Source organism: Planomonospora alba (assembly GCF_039534085.1).
Lineage (GTDB): Bacteria > Actinomycetota > Actinomycetes > Streptosporangiales > Streptosporangiaceae > Planomonospora_B > Planomonospora_B alba.
Window position 1 is genome coordinate 27,951 of the sequence record NZ_BAAAUT010000013.1, and the last position, 18,803, is coordinate 46,753.

Below are 18,803 nucleotides of genomic sequence, written 5' to 3' on the forward strand. Positions count from 1 at the left end.
GTGGGACCGGAAAATGAGTTGCCTGGTCAGAGCGGGATTTGCCAGCCTGTACAGGCCATGCGCTCCTTACCTGCCGCCGATCCCGGCACCCCTGACGCCCGAAGCCCGCTGCGCTATCTGTGGTGGGTGGCCCGCAACCAGGCCGCCGCGCTCGCGGCGGGCATCGCCTACGCCACCCTGTGGTGGCTCACGATGGCCCTCGTCCCCCTCTTCCTCGGCGAGGGCATCGACGCCCTGCGGACCGGTGACACGGACGGGCTGGTCACCTGGGGAGCGGTGGTGTTCGGCCTGGGCGCGGCGCAGGCGTTCACCGGCGTCATGCGGCACCGGATGGCCGTCTACAACTGGCTGAGCGCCGCCTACCGGACCGTCCAGGTCACCGCCCGGCAGGCGGCCCGGCTGGGCGCGACGCTGCCCAAGCGCATGTCCACCGGAGAGGTCGTCAGCATCGGCAACTCCGACATCGCCCACATCGGCAGCGCGATGGACATCCTGCTGCGCGGCGTCGGCGCGGTCGTCGCCATCGGCACGGTGACCGTCCTGATGATCCGCATGTCGCCCCCGCTGGGCCTGACGGTGCTGATCGGCGTCCCGCTCATGGCGGTCGCCGTGGCACCGCTGCTGCGCCCGCTGCACCGCCGCCAGAACGCCCACCGCGAGCTGCAGGGCGAGCTGTCCACCCGGGCCGCCGACATCGTCGCCGGCCTGCGCGTGCTCCGCGGCGTCGGCGGCGAGCAGGTCTTCGCCGACCGCTACACCGCCGAGTCCCAGCGGGTACGGCGGGCCGGGGTCCGGGTGGCCTCGGTCGAGTCGGCGCTGGAGGGCGCGCAGATCCTGCTGCCCGGCCTGCTGATCGCCGCGGTGACCTGGCTCGGCGCGACCTTCGCGCTCCAGGGCCGGATCACCCCGGGCCAGCTCGTCACCTTCTACGGCTACGCGGTCTTCCTCATCGCCCCGATGCGGACGCTCACCGAGGCGGCCGACAAGCTGACCAAGGGGCACGTCGCCGCCCGCCGGGTGGTGCGCATCCTGAACCTGGAGCCCGAGATGACCGGCGGCACCGGCCGCTCGGACGGCGGCCTGCTGCGCGACGTGGCCTCCGGCGTCGCGGTCCGCCCCGGCACGTTCACCGCCGTCGCCGCGGCCACGCCCGAGGAGGCCATCGCGATCGCCGACCGGCTCGGCCGCTACAGCGACGGCGACGTGGACTTCGGGGACGTGCCGCTGCAGGAGCTGCCGCTGGCCGAGGTCCGCCGCCGGATCCTGGTGGCCGACAACGGCGCGCGGCTGTTCGCCGGCCGGCTCAGGGACGAGCTGGACGTCGCGGGCGGCGCCTCGGACGACGACATGGCCGAGGCGCTGCACGCCGCGTGCGCCGAGGACATCGTCGAGGCCCTCCCCGGCGGCCTGGACACCCGGGTCGCCGAGGCGGGCCGGGAGTTCTCCGGCGGCCAGCAGCAGCGGCTCCGGCTCGCCCGCGCCCTGCTGGCCGACCCGGAGGTGCTCATCCTGATCGAGCCCACCAGCGCGGTCGACGCGCACACCGAGGCCCGCATCGCCGACCGGCTCGCCAAGGCCCGCCAGGGCCGCACCACGCTGGTCTGCACGACCAGCCCGCTGGTGCTCGACCGCGCCGACCACGTCGTCCACGTCGCCGGCGGCGTCGTGCGGGCGCAGGGCACCCACCGCGAACTGCTGGCCACCGCGCCGGCCTACGCCGCCACCGTCACCCGGGGAGAGGACTGACGTGAGCGAGCGGACCACGAGCACGGCGGTGCCGCCCATGCGGCCGACGGAGGAGGACGCATGAGCGAGCGAACGGACGAGCGCACCGCCGGGGAGTCGGGCGAGCGGCGGGACGACCGGATCCTGCCGGTCGCCGACCAGGCCCAGGTCAAGGCCTATGCCCGGCGGCTGATGATGAGATACCCCCGGGAGCTGGTGACGGCGCTGGTCCTGCACGGCCTGGCCGCCGCCTTCGGCCTGGCGGTGCCGTGGCTGCTGGGCGGGCTCGTCCAGGACGTCCACGACGGCGCCGCGGTCGACCCGCTCTGGCTGGCCCTGGCGGTCGGCGGCTTCCTGACCGGGCAGGCGGTCCTGGTCAGATACGCCGTCTACGCCTCCTCGACGCTCGGCGAGAAGGTCCTGGCCGAGCTGCGCGAGGAGTTCGTCGGCCGGGTGCTCGGCCTGCCGCTCTCGGTCGTCGAGCGCGCCGGGTCGGGCGACCTCATCACCCGGACCTCCCGCGACGTCGACGCGCTGTCGCGGACCGTGCGGCACGCCGTCCCCGAGACGCTGATCGCGCTGGTCACCTGCGCCATCACGGTCGGCGCGCTGGTGCTGGCCGGACCGCTGATGATGCTGCCCGCCCTGCTGGCGGCCCCGCTGATCTGGCTGGCCACCCGGTGGTACCTCAAGCGCGCCCGGGACGGCTACCTGCGGGAGAGCGCCGCCTACGCGGACATGACCGACGGCCTGGCCGAGACGGTGAACGGCGCCCGCACCGTGGAGGCCCTCGGTCTGCAGGAGCGGCGCCGCCGGCGCACCGACACCGACATCGCCCGGTCGTGGGCGGCCGAGCGCTACACCCTCGGCCTGCGCACCGTCTGGTTCCCCGCGGTCGAGCTCGGCTACGTGATCCCGATCGTGGCCACCCTGGTCGCAGGCGGCCTGTTCCACCTGCGGGGCTGGGCCACGCTGGAGCAGGTCACCATGGCCGTGCTCTACGTGCAGCAGCTCGTCGACCCGCTCGACCGGCTGCTGATGTGGATCGACGAGCTCCAGGTCGGCGGGGCCTCCATGGCCCGCCTGCTGGGCGTCGCCGAGGTGCCCGACGACCGCGAGGCCGGCTCGGCCTCCCCGCAGGGCCGGGAGCTGCGGGCCGACGGCGTGCACTACGCCTACCGCGAGGGGCACGACGTGCTGCACGGCATCGACCTGGCCGTCCGGCCCGGGGAGCGGCTGGCCATGGTCGGCCCGTCCGGGGCGGGCAAGTCCACGCTGGGCAGGCTGCTGGCCGGCATCCACGGCCCGCGCGCGGGCACGGTCACCGTCGGCGGTGCCCCGCTGGTCGAGCTCCCCCTGGACGACCTGCGGGGCCAGGTCGCCCTGGTGAGCCAGGAGCACCACGTCTTCCGGGGCACGCTCCGCGACAACCTGCTGATCGCCCGCCCGGACGCGGACGACGCCGGGGTCAGGGCGGCGCTGGCGGCGGTGGACGCCGCCGAGTGGGTCGAGGCGCTGCCGGACGGCCTGGACACCGTGGTCGGCTCGGGCGGCACGGCGATCTCCCCGGCCCAGGCGCAGCAGCTCGCCCTGGCCCGCCTGGTCCTGGCCGACCCGCACACCCTCGTCCTCGACGAGGCCACCTCGCTGATCGACCCGCGGGCGGCCCGGCACCTGGAGCGGTCGCTGGCCGCGGTGCTGGAGGGCCGTACGGTGATCGCCATCGCGCACCGCCTGCACACCGCGCACGACGCGGACCGGGTGGCGGTGGTCGAGGACGGCCGGATCAGCGAGCTGGGCTCCCACGACGAGCTCGTCGCCGCCGGCGGCTCCTACGCCGCGCTGTGGAGCAGCTGGCACGGCATGCCGCGGTAGGGACCGGCGCGGACACGCCGCGCCGCGGTGGAAAGCGGTGCGGACACGGCGCGGGCCGCGGCCCGGCGGTGGGGGCGCGGCCCGCGCGGCCCGCGGCTCAGCCGATCCCGAGCGACTTCTTGAGGAAGTCGACCTGGAGCAGGAGCAGGTTCTCGGCCACGACCTCCTGCGGGGTCATGTGCGTCACCCCGGACAGCGGGAGCACGCTGTGCGGGCGGCCGGCCGCCAGCAGCGCCGAGGACAGCCGCAGGGTGTGCGCGGCGACCACGTTGTCGTCGGCCAGGCCGTGGATCAGCAGGAGCGGCCGGTCGAGCTTGTCGGCGTCGGCGAACAGCGACGAGGCATCGTAGCGGCCTTCGTCCGGCAGGCCGAGATAGCGCTCGGTGTAGCAGGTGTCGTAGAGCCGCCAGTCGGTCACCGGGGCCCCGGCGACGGCCGCGTGGAACACGTCGGGCCGGCGCATCACGGCCAGGGCCGCGAGATAGCCGCCGAAGGACCAGCCGCGGATGGCCACCCGGGACAGGTCCAGGTCGTCGGGGAAGCGCTCGGCGGCGCCGTGCAGGGCGTCCACCTGGTCGTCGAGGACCGGGCCGGCCAGGTCGTGCAGGATCGCCCGCTCGAACTCCGGGCCCCTGCCCGGGGTGCCCCGGCCGTCGGCGACGACCACCGCGAAGCCCTGGTCGGCGAACCACTGGCTGGTCAGGTAGGCGCCGGAGGCGGCCAGCACGCGCTGGGCGTGCGGCCCGCCGTACGGGTCCATCAGGACGGGGAGCCGGGCCGAGCCGGGCACGTGGCCGCTGGGCAGGATCACGGCGGTGGACAGCTCGCGCTCGCCCGCGCGGATGAGCGAGACCCGCAGGTCCAGGCCGTGCCGCTCGGCGTGGGAGGCGATGTGGCCGCGCGGGGAGTGGTGGTGGAAGACCTGGACCACCGGGCCCTCGGTGTCCAGCGTCTGACCGGTGAGCACGAGGGTGCCGCCCGCGGTGCGGCCGCTGTAGACGCCGCCCGCGGACGGGCTGATCAGGGTGATCCCGCCGTCGCGGTAGGCCCACACGGCGATCTCGGCCGGGTCGCCGCCGCTGGCCCGGAAGAGCACGGTGCCGCCCGAGACGTCGAGGACCTCGCGGACCTGGAGGCTGGGCGGCGTGACCGGCTCGTCGCCGATGATCAGGCGCCGTCCCCCCTCGGAGTCGGCGACCCAGACCAGGGTGCCGTCCGGCAGGTGGCCGGGCACGCCGTTGACGATCTCCACCCAGGCGTCGTCGGTGTCCTCGCGGACGAGCACGGACTCCCCGGTGGCCGGGTCGATCTTCAGCAGCTTCATCGACCGCTGGTCGCGGGAGAGGGTGACGATCGCCAGGCCGTGGGCGTCCCAGCAGGCGGTGACGAGGTATTCGTCGGTGAAGGGCACCGGCGTGCGGGAGCCGTCCAGGCCGAGCACGAACAGCTCCACCTTGGCGTTGGGCGTGCCGGCGGCGGGGTAGCGCTGCGGGACGGCGGGCCGGGACGGGTTGGCCGGGTCAGCGATGAACCACTCCCGCACCGCCGACTCGTCGGCACGCTCGACCAGCACCGCGTCGCCCGCAGGGGACCACCAGTGGCCCCGCATGCGGTTCATCTCCTCGGCGGCGACGAACTCCGCCAGGCCGTAGGTGACGCCGGGGCCCTCGGGGCGGGCCAGCGTGTGGTCCACCCCGTCCTGGAGGTCCTGGACGTGGAAGGCTCCCCCGGTCACGTAGCCGACGTAGCCGCCGTCGGGCGACAGCCGCGGGTCGATCACCGGGCCGGGCGTCGCCAGGCGCCGCACGCCCCGGGTCCTCAGGTCCACCGCGTACAGCCCGCCGGCCAGGGCGAAGACGGCGGTGGTCACCGCGGCGTCGGTGCTGTAGCCGACGATGCCGCCGGCCTGCTCCCGGCTGCGCTCGCGGCGCGCCCGCTCCTCGGGCGGCAGGTCCTCCTCGTCCACGGCCAGCGCGCGCGGGTCCGCGACCAGGCGCTCGCCGCCGCCTGCCACGTCGAACTCCCACAGGCAGGTGACGGGATCGGAGCCGCCCTTCGTCCGCAGGAAGACGATCCGGGAACCGTCGGGGGCGATGGTGAAGCCGCGCGGCACTCCGAGGGTGAAACGGCGGGTGCGCGCGTGCAGACGAGGGAAGCTCTCACTCATACCGCCCATCCTGCCAGCTTGACAGCGTGTTCCACGGTGCCCGCAGACGTTCGAGTGAAGGCTGTTATGAAAGAAAATGGTCAGACGAGACTTATTGGGTGAATTACCTACTTCCCGGGGGTGGCGCGGGCCGACAAGTTCCTCCGGTCGCCGACCGTCTCCGGTACCCCGATACCCTCTGAGTCATGAACGATCGGCGTCTGCTGCTGGTACACGCGCATCCCGACGACGAGACCATCGGCACCGGGGCCACGATGGCCAAGTACGCCGCCGAGGGCGCCCACGTCACCCTGGTGACCTGCACCCTGGGAGAGGAGGGCGAGGTCATCCCGCCGGAGCTCGCGCACCTGGCCGCCGACCGCGACGACACGCTGGGCGAGCACCGCATCGGCGAGCTGGCGGCGGCCTGCCGCGCGCTCGGCGTCACCGACCACCGCTTCCTGGGCTGGCCCGGCCGCTGGCGCGACTCGGGCATGATGGGCGCCGCCTCCAACCACCGGGAGAACGCCTTCTGGCGGGCCGACGTCGAGGAGGCCGCCGCCGAGCTGGTCAAGGTGATCCGCGAGGTCCGCCCCCAGGTCCTGGTCACCTACGACGACAACGGCTTCTACGGCCACCCCGACCACATCCAGGCCCACCGCGTGGCCCGGCGCGCCTTCGACCTGGCCTCCGAGCCCGCGCACGGCGAGGGCGAGCCGTGGCGGATCTCCAAGTTCTACCTCACCGCGCTGCCCCGGTCCGCCGTCCGCCGGGCCACCGAGGCGATGCGCGAGGCGGGCACGCGCTTCCAGATCGCCGAGGCCGACGACCTGCCGTACGGCTGCGCGGACGAGGACGTCACCACCGAGATCGACGCCCGCGCCCACGTCGGCGCCAAGCTCGACGCGATGCGCGCGCACGCCACCCAGATCGCGGTGGACCCGCCCTGGTTCGCCCTGTCCAACGGCATCGGCCAGCAGGCGTTCGGGGTCGAGCACTACATCCTGCGCCACGGCGTGCCGGGTCCGGCGGGCCGGGGGGCGCCGGTCGAGGCCGGCGGCATCGGCGAGCCGTACGACCGCGAGGACGACCTCTTCGCGGGCATCAACTAGCCTCGATGTCCGTGGAACAGGTTCCGGAGACGACCAGGGCGCCGGCGGAGGCCACCGCGGGACCGTCGTCGCCGGTCACCGCGGCGGCCTACACCGTGCTGGTCCTCCTCGGCCTCCTGATGGGGCTGCTCGGCGGGTTCCAGCACTCGTGGTACATCCGGCCCGTCCCGGTCTCGGCCATCGCCTGGGTCGCCGGGCTCTTCGCCGTCTGCCTCGGGGCCGGCCGGGCCATGCGCGGCCGCGGGGCGGCGTGCGCGCCCGCCGCGGGCTGGGCGGCCGTCACGATGCTCTGGCTGGGCGTCCGCCCGGAGGGCGACCTGGTCATCGCCGACGACCCGTCGGGCTACGTCTACCTGTACGGCGGGCTGCTCGCCGTGCTGGCGGGCGTGCTGATGACCCCGGCGCGGGGCGGATCGTGGCTGCTCAGCGGCTACCCCCACGGTGCCGGCCCGGTGCGGTCCGATCCGTCCTGACTGCGTAGGGTGGCCTGCGTGCAGCCAGAGCAACCGGTGGACCGCGACGCCTACCGCAGGGTCGTCGGCCGTTTCGCGACCGGCATCGCGGTCGTCACCACCATCGTCGACGACACCGACCACGCGATGACCGTCAACTCCTTCGCCTCGGTCTCGCTGGACCCGCTGCTCGCGCTGTTCTGCGCGGAGAAGGTCGCCCGCTTCCACGACGCGGTGCTCGCCGCCGGGGTGTGGGGGGTGTCGGTCCTGGCCGACACCGCCGAGGACGTCTCCCGCTTCTACGCCCACCGGGGCCGTCCGCTCAAGGGCCAGCTCGACGGCCGCCCGCATCACCGCGGCGGGCTCGGCGTGGCGCTGTTCGACGACGCGCTCGCGACCCTGGAGTGCCGCACGACCGCCGTGCACGACGGCGGCGACCACTCCATCGTGGTCGGCGAGGTGGTCGCGGTGGACACGCCCGCCGAGGGCTCGCCGCTGCTGTACCACGAGGGCCGCTACCGCAGGCTGGGCTGAGCCCCGCACGGCCCCCTGTCGCCGATCGCGCGCAGGGCGCACAATCACCGGTATGCGACGGTGGCATCGCACCCGGCGGGCGCTCAACTACGCGAACCTCTCCACCCCCCTGGGGCTGCTGGTGGCCCGGCTGGGTCGCGCCCGCCTGACGGCGGGCCCGGACGGCCTCCTGCTGGCGCACGGTTACCGCATCCCGTTCCCGGTGGCCGGGGCGTTCACCGTCGGCAACGTGGTGCTGACCCGGCACGGGGAGGGCTATCTGACCGGCGCGCTGCTGCGCCACGAGGCCCGGCACGCCTCGCAGTACGCGGCCTGCGCGGGTCTGCCGATGCTCCCGCTCTACGTCGCCGCGGCGGCCGTCTCACTGCTGCTGTGCGGGAACCCCGCCTCCTGGAACGTCTTCGAGCGACTGGCGGTCCTGGAGGACGGCGGCTACCGGCGCACCCCGCCGTGGTGGTCCCGGTCGCCCCGCACCGGGCCCTGACCGCCGGGCGGCACGAGCGTCAGCGTGTCCACGGCCGCCTCGCGGACCGCCTCCTCGCCGGTGCGCATGGGGACGGTCTTCCCGGCGGCCCACAGCGGCGCCTGGTCGGCGTAGTGGTCGTGGAATGCGTGGCCGGAGGCGCCGGTCAGGTTGATCCACCGCGAGCCGTCCGGATCGGCGAGGTCGACGACCATCCGCATGGACGGCAGCCAGCTCACCGCGTACCCCTCCTGCACGTCCCAGCCGGTGGCGTCGACCGCGTCGTCGCTCCCGCCCACCCGGAACGGACCCCGGTTGAACAGCCACTCCACCGGGGCGATCCCGGAGGTCCCCAGGGAGCCGTGGACCAGCGTCAGCGTGTGCAGCTCACCCCAGCGCCACGCCCCGGGCTCCGGGCCGAGCCGGGCATCCAGCTCGTCGTAGGCCAGTGCGAGGGCGCGGCGCAGCATGTCGTCGCGGGTCTCCCGCACGTCCGTGCGGACGTCGTCCCAGAAGGGGTCGCCGGCCCGCTGCAGCAGGACGCGGACCACCTCGAACCAGCGGTCGCCGCCGCCCGGCCGGGCGCCCTCCGGCAGCTCGTCGCCGAACGTCTCCAGCAGCAGGTGCCGCCAGACGGCGTTGAAGTACGCCGCCGGGGCCGAACCGGCGCCCTGCGAGCCGTCCCAGTCGCGCAGCAGCTCGCGGGCCCGCCCCGCCGGCCCGGCCACCTGGAGCTCCAGCAGCGCGGGCACCAGGAAACGGGCGAAGCCGTTGTGCGTGTCCGACTGCAGCGCGGCCATCGCCGCGGCGTCGACCGGACCCTCGGCCAGGGCGGCGCGCAGGCGCTCGGAGATGCGCTGGGCGCGGTAGCCGTACGCCCAGTCCTTGGTCAGCACCGGCGGGTAGCGCTCCGGGTCGATGACCGCGTTGTTGGCGGTCACGATGTGGCCCTCCGGCGGGTTGTAGAGGCTGGGCAGCTCGTCGAAGGGGATGGTGCCCTGCCAGGCGTACTCGCCGGTCCAGCCGGGCACCGGCCAGGTGCCGTCGCCGCGCACCCGCACCGGGATCCGGCCCGGCGCCTGGTAGCCGATGTTGCCGTCGACGTCGGCGTAGACCAGGTTCTGCGCCGGCACGTCGAACAGGCTCGCCGCCGCCCGGAAGTCGTTCCAGTCCTGCGCGGCGTTCAACGCGAAGACCGCGTCGGCGCTCCGGCCCGGCTCCAGCGCCGTCCACTTCAGCGCGACCGCGTCGGCCCGCTCGCCGTCGGCCCGCCCGGCCCCGGCCAGCGCGCCGCGGGCGTCCCCCATGACGTCGGAGACGAGGGGGCCGTGCATGGTGTGGCGGACCGTCAGCACGACCGGGTCGCCCCCGGCCACCCGGATCGTCTCGGTCCGCTTCTCCAGCGGCTTCCACTCGCCCATCAGCAGGTAGGAGTCGTCCTTCACCTTCTCCAGGTAGAGGTCGGCGACGTCGGGGCCGAGGTTGGTGAACCCCCAGGCGATCCGGTCGTTCCGCCCGATGATCACCCCGGGGGTCCCGGAGAAGGTGAACCCCGTCACGTCGAAGGGGCACTCGGCGCTCTTGCTCCGGCAGTGCAGCCCGGCCTGGTACCACACCGACGGCACGCCCGCCGCCAGGTGCGGGTCGTTGGCCAGCAGCGGCTTGCCCGAGGCGGTGTGCCGCCCGCTCACCACCCACGAGTTCGAGCCGATGCCGCTGCCGCCCGCCGGGTCGCCCATCAGGCTCGGCACCGCGCGCATGGCCTCCGCCGCCCGGGTCAGCGCCGCGGGGTCCGGCGCGGGGACGCTCTCCTGCGGCTCCCGGCTCTGGTCGAAGCGCCCGCCCGTGACCGCCCCCCGGGTCACGATCGGCCGGTGGAGGTCGAACGGGTAGCCGGGCCAGAGCTGCTCCACCCGCTCGCGCGGCAGCCGGGTGGCGGCCAGCGCCCGGCCGATCTCGTCGGACAGGTTGGAGCGCAGGTCCCAGGCCATGGCCTTGAGCCAGGACAGGGAGTCGACGGGGGTCCACGGCTCGGGCTCGTAGCCGGGGGCGACCAGCTTGAGCACGCCGTACTCCAGGCTCCTGGAGAGGGCGCCCCCGCTGCGCTCCAGCCAGGAGTTCACCCCCTCGGCGTAGGCCTCGAGGTGGAGCCGGGTCTGCTCGTCGAGCAGCGGCAGCTCCTGCTCGGCCACCCGCCGCCAGCCCATGGTGCGGACCGCCTTGTCCTGGTCGACCGTGGCGGCGCCGAACATCTCCGACAACCGGCCGGCCGTCGCGTGCCGGCGCAGGTCCATCTCGAAGAACCGGTCCTGGGCGTGCACGTAGCCCTGGGCGAGGAACAGGTCGCGGGCGGAGTCGGCGTAGATGTGCGGGATGCCGTACGCGTCGCGGTGCACGGTGACCCTCCCGGTCAGGCCGTCCACCGCGAGTGTGCCCGACACCTGCGGGAACGACGCGCGCACGGCCCAGACGGCGGCCCCGGCGCCCGCCGGCCCGAGGAGCGCGAGCGCGGTGAGGACCCGTGCGAGCCACCGCAGCGGCCGGGACATCCGGGCGTACGGCCGGAACCTCAAAAGACCTCCCTGCGACACGTCCGGGCGTTCGGCGCGACCACCCCCGGATCCGTAGGGCCACGATCGCATCCGGGAGAATGCGGCGCATGGAGTTTACGACCGCCGACCTGATCGACGCCCACGGCGACGTCCTGGCCAGCTGCGTGACGCAGTTCCGCTCGTACGGCGGGCGCACCCGCTTCGCGGGCCCGATCGCCACCGTCCGCTGCCTGGAGGACAACGCCCTCGTCAAGCGGGTCCTGGCCACCCCCGGAGAGGGCCGGGTCCTGGTGGTGGACGGCGGCGCCTCGCTGCGCAGCGCCCTGATGGGCGACGTGATCGCCGCCTCCGCCGTCGCCTCGGGCTGGTCCGGCGTGGTCGTCAACGGCGCGGTCCGCGACACCGCCGCCTTCGCCGCCCTCGACCTCGGCATCAAGGCCCTCGGCTCCAACCCCCGCAAGAGCGCCAAGGACGGCAGGGGCGAGCTCGACGTGCCCGTCACCTTCGGCGAGGTCACCTTCACCCCGGGCGCCTGGCTCTACAGCGACGAGGACGGCATCGTCGTCGCCCCGCACGAGCTGTAGACGCCGGGACGGCGGGCCCTACCGGGGACGCGTGACGGCCGGGGCCCAGTCTCAGAATCAAATCTCATAATCTTTAGATTCTGAGATAGCGGTAGATGGTCGCTCTGGAGACGTCGAAACGGGCGGCGATCTCCTCGGCGCCGTGCCCCTCGGCGTACAGGGAGCGCGCCTGGGCGGCCTGCTCCCCGGTGAGCGCGGCCCGCCGCCCGCCGTTCCGTCCCCGGGCGCGCCCGCGCGCCCGGGGCGCGCCCGGTCCGTCCAGCAGCGCCCTGGCGCCGTCCAGGATGAGGCTCCTGAGCCGCTCGGCCGGCTCGTCGCGGAACAGCACCACCGGATCGGCCAGCCCGGCGACCACCTGGGAGGCCCGTACCCGCTGTTCGAGCCCGCCGCCCGGACCGGCCACCAGTTCGTTGGCCAGGGCGATCGCGGCCCGGAAGCGGTCGGCGACCGGCGCCTGCACCAGCAGGGTCATGTCCTTGACCAGCATGGTGAGCGTGTGGCGGTGGCGCAGGTGCACGTCGACGTAGCCCTCGATCGCCCGCCACCGCACCTCCTCGGCGCCGTCGCAGGACTCGGCCCGGGCCAGTACCGCCTCCAGCTCGTCCAGCAGCGGCAGCGTGAGCCGGTGGAGGATCTCCTCCTTGGAGTCGAAGTGGTAGTAGAGGGCGGCCTTGGTGATGCCCACCTCGTCGGCGATGGCCTGCATGGAGGTGGCGCGGTAGCCGCGGGCGGCGAACAGGGCCCGCGCCGCCTCCAGGATCCGCTGGGATGTCATGTCCCCCACTTACCTGTGGTCAGTTCGTTTGGTAGCCTACTTACCAAAGGTAAGTCTATCGCCGTGGGGATGATCTATATGCGAACCAGGGTGTCCTTCCCCGTCGCCGGCGTCCGCTGCGCCGGCCACCTCTACCTGCCCGCCGGTTCCGGACCGGTGCCGTGCGTGGTGCTCTGCCACGGTTTCAGCGGGACGATGGACCGGCTCTTCGACCACGCCGAGCGTTTCGCCGCAGAGGGCTTCGCGGCGCTGGTCTTCGACTACCGCGGCTTCGGCGAGAGCGACGGCGAGCCGCGCCAGGTCCCCGACATCCCCGGCCAGCTCGCCGACGTCCGCGCCGCCGTGGCCTTCGTCCGGGGGCACGAGCGGGTCGACCCCGACAGGGTGCTGCTGTGGGGCAACTCGCTGGGCGGCGCGCACGCCGTCACCGTGGCCGCCGGCGATCCCCGGATCGCCGCGGTGGTGGCGCAGATCCCGTTCAACGGGTTCCCGAAGAAGGTCGAGGGCCGGTCGGCCGGTGACACGCTGCGGCTGCTGGGCGCGATCCTCTGGGACGCGCTACGGGGCCGGCTGGGCCTGCGGCCGTACTACATCCCCATGGTGGGACGTCCGGGAGAGCTCGCCGTGACCGCGACCCCCGAGGCCGACAGGCACATCGAGACCCTGACCGGCGGGCAGCAGACGTCCTGGCGCAACAGCGTCGCGCCCAGAGGGCTGCTGCAGATGATGCGCTACCGGCCCGCAGAGGCCGCGGCGCGCCTGGCCTGCCCCCTGCTGGTCTGCGTCGCCGCCGAGGACCGGGAGACACCGCTGGAGACCAACCGGGCGCTGGCCGAGCGCGCGCCGCGGGGCGAGCTGCGCGTCTACCCCGGCACCCACTTCACCTTCTACACCGACCCCGGGTTCCGGGACCGCGTGGTCGCCGACCAGATCGGCTTCTACCGCCGGGCGTCCGCGGCGGTGTGAGGGAGGACGCGCACCGCCTCCCGGCCGCGGGGACCCGTGCGGCACCGGGCACGATCCGTGCGGGAGAGGCCCCGCCGCCACGGGACGGCACAGGGCCCCGGATGTCACAGGACCGTCTCCAGGACCGTGGAGCGGTCCGCGAAGCCGTGCCTGCGGTAGAAGCGCACGGCGGCCTCGTTGGCCGCGTAGGCGGTCACCCCGGCGTAGCGGGCGCCGCGCCCGCGGGCCCAGGACCGGAACTCCGCCACCAGGCGGGCGCCGACCCCCTGCCCCCGGTGGCCGGGCTGGACGTACATGCTGCCGAGCGTCGCCACCGGGACCGGCCGCATCGCGGTGGGCCCGGTGAGCGACCCGGTCAGGTGGCCGACGATCCGGCCGCCGTCGTCGGCGACCAGGACCAGCCGGTCGGGATCGTCCAGCGCGGCGGCGAACCTGGCCTGGCCGTGCTCGCGGGGCCAGGCCAGGTTCAGCGACGGGTCGCGCGCCCCGGCGTCCTCGGCGAACAGCGCGGCACTGCAGGCCACCACCCCGTCCAGGTCCTCGGCCCGCGCGGGCCGTACGGTCACAGCGATCTCACTCATGATCGCGACGCTATCGGGCGGCACCGACATTCACGGTGCCCGGCGCGGATCGCGCCCCGTGCCCCGCGTGGCGGGGGGCGGCGCGCGCACCGTCCGGAGGAAGGCCCGCGTCCCGCTCCCGGAGGAGGGTCACCGGGGTTCTCCGGGCGGCCTGCCGATGTCCGCCGGCAGGTCCAGGGCGAGGACCGTGTCGAGGTGGACGAACGCCTCGAAGCGGGAACCCGGGGCGAGGGCCTCGTCCTGCTCCAGCTCCTCCGCCAGGCGCAGCGCCGACGGCGTGTCGAGGTCGTCGTCGAGGGCCGCCTCGATCCGCGCGACCCGGTCGACGGGCATGGGGCTGCTCGGGTGCTCCGACCACTCGGCGACGCGGGAGCGCATCCGGCGCAGCGTCCGGTCGGCGGCGCGCAGCGCGTCCCAGGACAGGTCCGCGGGCTCGCGGTAGCGGTGCCCCAGCAGCGCCAGCCGCACGGCCAGGGGGTCGAGGCCCCGCGCCGCCACGTCCCCCAGCGTCGCCCCCGCGCCGCCGGCCGCGCTCGCGTCCCCGCCGAGCACGGGCCCGGTGCGGACCGCCCGCGGGCCCGCCGGGCCGCCGGCCGCATCCAGCAGGACGGTCCCCTCGGGCACCTCCGGGAGCGCACCGGGGGAGGAATGCTCGGCGGGGCGCAGGTTCAGCGTCAGGGTGTCGGCGTGGAAGGCGTCGTCGTCGGCGGCGCGGTGCAGGACCACGCGCAGCCGGTGCCGCTCGCAGACCCGCCGGACCAGGTCCGCCAGCAGGTGCGGGCGGAGGTCGCCCAGGCGGGCGGGGCGGGCGGCCGGGCCGCGGGTGCCGATCCGCAGGGCGCGGGCGCCCTCGGGCACCACCCGCTCCGCCCGGCCGCTGGAGGTGTCGTGGAGCCGCAGCATGAGCCCGAGACTAGTTCGGCGGCCCGCCCGCCGCGCGCACCGGCCCGCCCGCCGCGGGTGTCGGTCCGGTTCCGCCCCGCGCGTCCCGGCCGTCAGCGGAGCGGGGCCCGCGGCCCGGCCCGGGGCCCGGCACGGCCGGACCGCGGGACCGGGCGGAGGCGTCAGGAGGCGGTGCCCTCCAGGAAGGCGAGGATGTCGCGGTCGCCGCGCTCGCGCAGCCGGGCGAGGACCTCCTCGCGGGCGGCGCCCTCGGGCAGGCCGATGCGGCCTCCGATCAGCCGCAGCCCCTCGGCCTCCGAGGCGACCGGGGCGGTGTAGCCGATCAGGTGCAGGGCCCGGTTCAGCGCCGGGAGGCCGGGGACGGCCGCGGGCAGGTAGCGGGTGAGCAGCTCGCCGCCGTCGGAGACCGTCAGGAAGACGTGGTCGCCCTCGGAGGCGCCCGCGGCGACCAGGATCGGCCGGATGGAGCCCATGGTCGGCTGGTTGTGCCAGCTGATCACCACGTCGCCCGAGGGGGTGGAGGCGGTCAGCTGCCCGCCGGGGGCCATGCCGAGGTAGGCGGCGAACCCGGTGGGCAGCGGCGAGCCCGAGCCGCGCAGGTGCTCGGCGTTGACGTCCACCCGGTGCCACCAGCGGCCGTCGCGGCTGCGGAAGCACCGCCGGGTCGCCGAGACGTCCCGGCGCGGCTGGTAGTCGCTCTGCTCGGCCTCGGCCACCCGGATCCACCCGCGCTGGGTGCGCTCGAAGCCGGGGCCGCCCGCGTAGGCGCGGACCGAGCTCTCGCTCACGTCGTAGCGGGAGGTCAGGTTGGCGACGATCGTGTTGACCGGGGCCTCGCCGCCGGCCCGCTCGATCTCCCGGACGATCATCTCCCGGATGCCGAGGTACTGCTCGCCGCCCCAGCGGGTCAGGCCGTACTTGTTGCGGTCCAGCCGCAGGAACCGGTCGTCGGCGGTGAGCTGGTTGCGGATGCCGACCAGGCTGTAGTCCTCGCCGATGCGCTCCTGGATCTCCTCGGGCGTCAGCGCGCCGCCGGCCACCGCGAGCACGGCCTCGGCCTTGTCGTTGACGCTGCGCGGCCAGAGCACCACGTGGTCCTCCAGCACCCGCAGCTGGGGCACCGCGGCCAGCCACCGCTCGGCCACGTCCTCGCGGATGCCGAGCTGGCTGACCATCGTGACGGCCTCCGCCAGCGGGCGCGGCCCGTCGGTGAACAGCTGCCGGGTCTTCTCCCGCAGCTCGTCGGCGCCGCCCGCGACCAGCCACCCGTCCACCTGCTCGTAGCCGGTGAGCAGGGTCCGCACGAAGCGCCAGGCCGGGATGCCCAGCGTCTTCAGCTCAGCGCGGTGCCACGGCACCGCCGCGGCCAGGTCGTCGGCCGGCACCGCGGAGCCGAGCCGACCCCGCAGCCACGACACGTGCGCCACCAGGGGCGCCGCGTCGGGGCCGGACAGCCAGGTGTCCACGTGGTCGCGCAGGTCGCGCTCGATCTGCCGGATGCGCTCGCGCGTCACCGAGAACCGCTGGGCCAGCTCGTCCAGCGTCACCCGCTGGGAGGCGTACAGCCGGTCCCTGGCGATGGCCCGCTGGCGCTCGTCCAGGGAGGTGAAGACCTCGTCGATCAGCTCGGGCAGCGGACGGTCGGGCCGGGCGGGCACCGCCGGGGCGACGCTGTCCTCGGTGACGGGGGCGAGCAGCCGCTCCAGCACGTCGATGAAGAGCTTGTGCACGGTCTCGCGGCCGAGCCCCTCGGGCGTGTGCACGCTCGAGGCCGGATCGGCGAACCTGAGCAGCGGCAGGATGTCGCCGAGCGTCAGATGCCCCCAGCACGACAGGGCGAGGTCGGCGAGCCGACCGGCCACCTCGGGGGTCCCGACGATGGAGCAGGCGCGCTCCAGCGGAAGCGCCTGCCACCACGCCTCGGGGAGACGGGGGTCGGTCGCGATCGGCGCTACCTGGCCGGGAGAGGTCCAGCGCAGGGGTGGCGCGATGTCGCTCAGGCTGAGGTTCATTGGGGTCCAACCGGCAAGGGGAATGTATCCGCAGTTCAGAGTATGTGATCAGACGGGAAGGAACGGGCTGGCCCGTCCCGAGTGGGACACGTACAGCAGTTCGCGGGCCCGGGTGCAGGCCACGTAGAGCAGCCCCCGCTCGCGCTGGAGGTCGTGCGCCCGGGCGGTGAGGTCCTCCCCGGCCGGGGTGAGGGAGTCCGGCGCCGGCACGATCCCGTCCGCGACGCCGATCACCGCCACCCGCCGGAACTCCAGCCCCTTCATGCCGTGCAGCGTGGTCACCCGCACCCCCGTGTCCTTCAGCGCTGCCCTGGCGCCCCGGACGAGGTCGGCGGTCCTGGCGGCCACGGCGATCTCCCCCGGGGGGACGCCCTCGGAGATCCATCGCGCCACGTGCGCTGCCAGGCCGTTCAGCTCGTCCTCCGGTGAGTCGTAGGCGCGGACCACGGGATGCGGGCCGTGCCGGGTGGCGCGGAAACCGTACAACTCCTGCACCCCGGCCACCAGCCCGTCGGCCGGCCCGCCTCCGCGCAGCCGCACCCCCCAGGAGAGGATTTCCCCGGGGAGCCGGTAGGACACCTGGAGCCGGTGCCAGAGCGCGTCGATGCCGACGGAGGCGAGCGAGACCCGGGTGTCGAGCACGCGCTGGTGCGGGTCGCCCACGATGAACAGGTCGTCCGGCGCGTGCGGCACCGCCGCGCGCAGCAGCCGCCACTGCGCGGGGTGCAGGTCCTGCGCCTCGTCCACCACGATGTGCCGGTACGGCTCCCGCCGCGGCGCGGCCTCCTCCAGCAGATCCCCGGTGGTCTGGCCGAGCAGGATCGAGGCGTCGGCGGCGAGCTGGAGCAGGGTGCGCTTGCCGCGCTCGGCCAGCCTCCCGGTGACGTGCTCGACCGCGGCCCAGACGGCGGCCCGCTCCTCGGCCGGGAGCGCGACGCCGCGGCCCGGGCGGGGGGCCGACAGATACTCGTCCAGGGTCAGCAGGTTCTGCGCCAGGATCACCTGCTCCCACTCGCGCAGCAGGAACGCCGGGCTGTGCCCGCTGCCCGTCTCCCGCCAGAGCCCGGCCAGCTCGTCCGCGCCGACGATCACCGGTGCGCGTCCCTCGGCCTCGGCCACGACGCGCTGGGCGAGCCGGTCCACGTTGCCGACCTCGATGCGCTTGCGGACCACCCCGTCCTCGATCAGCACGTCGAGCCGGGCGGACAGCTCGGTGCTCAGCCCCTGGGAGAAGGTGACCAGCAGGACCGGGCCCGCGCCGCGCCGGGCCAGGAAGGCGGCCCGGTGCAGGGCGGTGAGGGTCTTGCCGGTGCCCGCGCCGCCGGTGACCAGGACCGGCTGCCCGTAGGAGTCCCGGTAGGCCAGCCGACGCTGCGGCGGGTGCAGGAACACGCACCAGCCGGGCGCGTCGAGCACGTGGTTCAGCTCGCGCACGTCCGCGGCGAAGACGGCGCGGTCCGGGCTGCGCCGCAGCGCGGCGGCGAGGTCGTCGGGGTCGATGGGGTCGATGGGGTCCGCGGCGGACGGCGGGTCGGCCGGGCGGCAGGCGTCGAGCTCCCGCCAGGCCGTGGCCACCGACTCCCCCCGGGCGAGCGCGGCCAGCGGGGCGTACTGCGTCACCGGCAGCAGCGGCTCCAGCGCCTCCAGGGTCAGCTCGTCGGAGATCAGCCGGACCAGCGGGAGGAAGCGGTGGTCGACACCCAGCTCCGCCATGTCGCTGTCGCAGGTGTCGGCGAAGAGCCGGGCAGGGAACACCGCGGACGAGCGGCGGATCGCCCGCTCCGCCTGCTCCAGCGCCTCGGCGTCCCACACCTCGACCACACCGATCACCGGGTTGACCCCGAAGCGGTACCGCTGGGCGTAGGCCCAGGCGTCGGCGTCCGGCAGGACGGTCAGCAGCCAGTAGACGTCCCGCTGCCTGACCACGACACCGCGGTGCCGGTCGGCGAGGCGGAGCGTCGCGACCCGGTCGTCCCTGGCCCCCCTGACCCGCTCCGGGTGGGGCGCGCCGGAGGAGTTCTGCAGGAAGCGGCGCACGGAGACCAGCGCGTCCCGGCGCGCCGGCTGCGGCAGTGCGCCCAGCTCCACGGGGAACTCGGGGGAGATCGCGAGTCGGGGCATCG

Annotated in this window: 15 protein-coding genes; 8 read left to right on the forward strand and 7 right to left on the reverse strand. The window is 74.8% G+C overall.

Annotation, left to right across the window (positions count from 1 at the left end; all coding sequences use genetic code 11):
• Window positions 1-57 precede the first annotated feature (57 nt).
• Together ABD823_RS09910 and ABD823_RS09915 are read left to right on the forward strand one after the other, a co-directional pair.
• Window positions 58-1,746, forward strand: coding sequence for an ABC transporter transmembrane domain-containing protein (locus ABD823_RS09910; RefSeq protein WP_344858091.1), 1,689 nt, complete (start codon window positions 58-60; stop codon window positions 1,744-1,746).
• A 60-nt stretch (window positions 1,747-1,806) separates the two neighbouring features.
• Window positions 1,807-3,600 (forward strand): ABC transporter ATP-binding protein, encoded by a 1,794-nt coding sequence (locus tag ABD823_RS09915; RefSeq protein ID WP_344858093.1) that lies wholly within the window; start codon window positions 1,807-1,809, stop codon window positions 3,598-3,600.
• A gap of 97 nt (window positions 3,601-3,697) precedes the next feature.
• Here the strand turns inward: ABD823_RS09915 and ABD823_RS09920 are convergent, their stop codons facing one another.
• Window positions 3,698-5,767: a S9 family peptidase gene (locus ABD823_RS09920; protein ID WP_344858094.1), complete on the reverse strand. Its 2,070-nt coding sequence runs from the start codon at window positions 5,765-5,767 to the stop codon at window positions 3,698-3,700.
• 185 nt (window positions 5,768-5,952) lie between these two features.
• Here ABD823_RS09920 and mshB point away from each other — a divergent pair, with 185 nt between their 5' ends.
• Genes mshB through ABD823_RS09940 form a run of 4 tightly spaced genes read left to right on the forward strand, consistent with a single transcriptional unit; the run spans window position 5,953 to window position 8,328 of the window.
• Window positions 5,953-6,858, forward strand: a complete 906-nt coding sequence (gene mshB, locus ABD823_RS09925; protein WP_344858096.1) for an N-acetyl-1-D-myo-inositol-2-amino-2-deoxy-alpha-D-glucopyranoside deacetylase — start codon at window positions 5,953-5,955, stop codon at window positions 6,856-6,858.
• An 11-nt stretch (window positions 6,859-6,869) separates the two neighbouring features.
• Entirely contained in the window at window positions 6,870-7,331 is a 462-nt protein-coding gene (locus ABD823_RS09930; protein WP_344858098.1) for a DUF6113 family protein, read from the forward strand.
• Between the two features lie 18 nt (window positions 7,332-7,349).
• The gene (locus tag ABD823_RS09935) at window positions 7,350-7,844 is read left to right on the forward strand and encodes a flavin reductase family protein (RefSeq protein ID WP_344858100.1); all 495 of its coding nucleotides are present in this window, start codon (window positions 7,350-7,352) and stop codon (window positions 7,842-7,844) included.
• A gap of 52 nt (window positions 7,845-7,896) precedes the next feature.
• On the forward strand, window positions 7,897-8,328 hold the full coding sequence (locus ABD823_RS09940; protein ID WP_344858101.1) for a hypothetical protein: 432 nt from the start codon (window positions 7,897-7,899) through the stop codon (window positions 8,326-8,328).
• Here the strand turns inward: ABD823_RS09940 and ABD823_RS09945 are convergent.
• The gene (locus tag ABD823_RS09945) at window positions 8,277-10,856 is read right to left on the reverse strand and encodes a penicillin acylase family protein (RefSeq protein WP_425566589.1); all 2,580 of its coding nucleotides are present in this window, start codon (window positions 10,854-10,856) and stop codon (window positions 8,277-8,279) included. The genes ABD823_RS09940 and ABD823_RS09945 overlap by 52 nt on opposite strands.
• A gap of 110 nt (window positions 10,857-10,966) precedes the next feature.
• Between ABD823_RS09945 and rraA the strand changes: the two genes are divergently transcribed.
• Window positions 10,967-11,443, forward strand: a complete 477-nt coding sequence (gene rraA / locus ABD823_RS09950; RefSeq protein WP_344858105.1) for a ribonuclease E activity regulator RraA — start codon at window positions 10,967-10,969, stop codon at window positions 11,441-11,443.
• 73 nt (window positions 11,444-11,516) lie between these two features.
• Here the strand turns inward: rraA and ABD823_RS09955 are convergent, their stop codons facing one another.
• Window positions 11,517-12,218 carry a TetR family transcriptional regulator gene (locus tag ABD823_RS09955; protein ID WP_344858107.1) on the reverse strand — a complete coding sequence of 234 codons (702 nt, stop codon included), beginning with the start codon at window positions 12,216-12,218 and terminating at the stop codon, window positions 11,517-11,519.
• A 78-nt stretch (window positions 12,219-12,296) separates the two neighbouring features.
• Between ABD823_RS09955 and ABD823_RS09960 the strand changes: the two genes are divergently transcribed.
• Window positions 12,297-13,184, forward strand: a complete 888-nt coding sequence (locus ABD823_RS09960; protein ID WP_344858109.1) for an alpha/beta hydrolase — start codon at window positions 12,297-12,299, stop codon at window positions 13,182-13,184.
• 104 nt (window positions 13,185-13,288) lie between these two features.
• Here ABD823_RS09960 and ABD823_RS09965 read toward each other — a convergent pair whose 3' ends face one another.
• The 4 genes from ABD823_RS09965 to ABD823_RS09980 all read right to left on the reverse strand — a co-directional run bounded on the left by ABD823_RS09965 (window position 13,289) and on the right by ABD823_RS09980 (window position 18,801).
• Window positions 13,289-13,765 carry a GNAT family N-acetyltransferase gene (locus tag ABD823_RS09965; protein ID WP_344858110.1) on the reverse strand — a complete coding sequence of 159 codons (477 nt, stop codon included), beginning with the start codon at window positions 13,763-13,765 and terminating at the stop codon, window positions 13,289-13,291.
• Window positions 13,766-13,894: 129 nt separating this feature from the next.
• Window positions 13,895-14,668: a cysteine--tRNA ligase gene (locus ABD823_RS09970; protein ID WP_344858112.1), complete on the reverse strand. Its 774-nt coding sequence runs from the start codon at window positions 14,666-14,668 to the stop codon at window positions 13,895-13,897.
• Between the two features lie 161 nt (window positions 14,669-14,829).
• Window positions 14,830-16,680 carry a sigma factor-like helix-turn-helix DNA-binding protein gene (locus ABD823_RS09975; protein ID WP_344858114.1) on the reverse strand — a complete coding sequence of 617 codons (1,851 nt, stop codon included), beginning with the start codon at window positions 16,678-16,680 and terminating at the stop codon, window positions 14,830-14,832.
• 48 nt (window positions 16,681-16,728) lie between these two features.
• The gene (locus ABD823_RS09980) at window positions 16,729-18,801 is read right to left on the reverse strand and encodes a UvrD-helicase domain-containing protein (protein WP_344858116.1); all 2,073 of its coding nucleotides are present in this window, start codon (window positions 18,799-18,801) and stop codon (window positions 16,729-16,731) included.
• Window positions 18,802-18,803 lie beyond the last annotated feature (2 nt).

What these genes read in the sequence shown, in the direction of transcription:
- ABD823_RS09910 (WP_344858091.1), top strand. Translation starts at nt 58, where the DNA reads ATGCGCTCCTTACCTGCCGCCGATCCCGGCACCCCTGACGCCCGAAGC.
- ABD823_RS09915 (WP_344858093.1), top strand. Translation starts at nt 1,807, where the DNA reads ATGAGCGAGCGAACGGACGAGCGCACCGCCGGGGAGTCGGGCGAGCGG.
- ABD823_RS09920 (WP_344858094.1), bottom strand. Translation starts at nt 5,767, where the DNA reads ATGAGTGAGAGCTTCCCTCGTCTGCACGCGCGCACCCGCCGTTTCACC.
- mshB (WP_344858096.1), top strand. Translation starts at nt 5,953, where the DNA reads ATGAACGATCGGCGTCTGCTGCTGGTACACGCGCATCCCGACGACGAG.
- ABD823_RS09940 (WP_344858101.1), top strand. Translation starts at nt 7,897, where the DNA reads ATGCGACGGTGGCATCGCACCCGGCGGGCGCTCAACTACGCGAACCTC.
- ABD823_RS09945 (WP_425566589.1), bottom strand. Translation starts at nt 10,856, where the DNA reads ATGTCCCGGCCGCTGCGGTGGCTCGCACGGGTCCTCACCGCGCTCGCG.
- rraA (WP_344858105.1), top strand. Translation starts at nt 10,967, where the DNA reads ATGGAGTTTACGACCGCCGACCTGATCGACGCCCACGGCGACGTCCTG.
- ABD823_RS09955 (WP_344858107.1), bottom strand. Translation starts at nt 12,218, where the DNA reads ATGACATCCCAGCGGATCCTGGAGGCGGCGCGGGCCCTGTTCGCCGCC.
- ABD823_RS09960 (WP_344858109.1), top strand. Translation starts at nt 12,297, where the DNA reads ATGCGAACCAGGGTGTCCTTCCCCGTCGCCGGCGTCCGCTGCGCCGGC.
- ABD823_RS09965 (WP_344858110.1), bottom strand. Translation starts at nt 13,765, where the DNA reads ATGAGTGAGATCGCTGTGACCGTACGGCCCGCGCGGGCCGAGGACCTG.
- ABD823_RS09970 (WP_344858112.1), bottom strand. Translation starts at nt 14,668, where the DNA reads ATGCTGCGGCTCCACGACACCTCCAGCGGCCGGGCGGAGCGGGTGGTG.
- ABD823_RS09975 (WP_344858114.1), bottom strand. Translation starts at nt 16,680, where the DNA reads ATGAACCTCAGCCTGAGCGACATCGCGCCACCCCTGCGCTGGACCTCT.
- ABD823_RS09980 (WP_344858116.1), bottom strand. Translation starts at nt 18,801, where the DNA reads ATGCCCCGACTCGCGATCTCCCCCGAGTTCCCCGTGGAGCTGGGCGCA.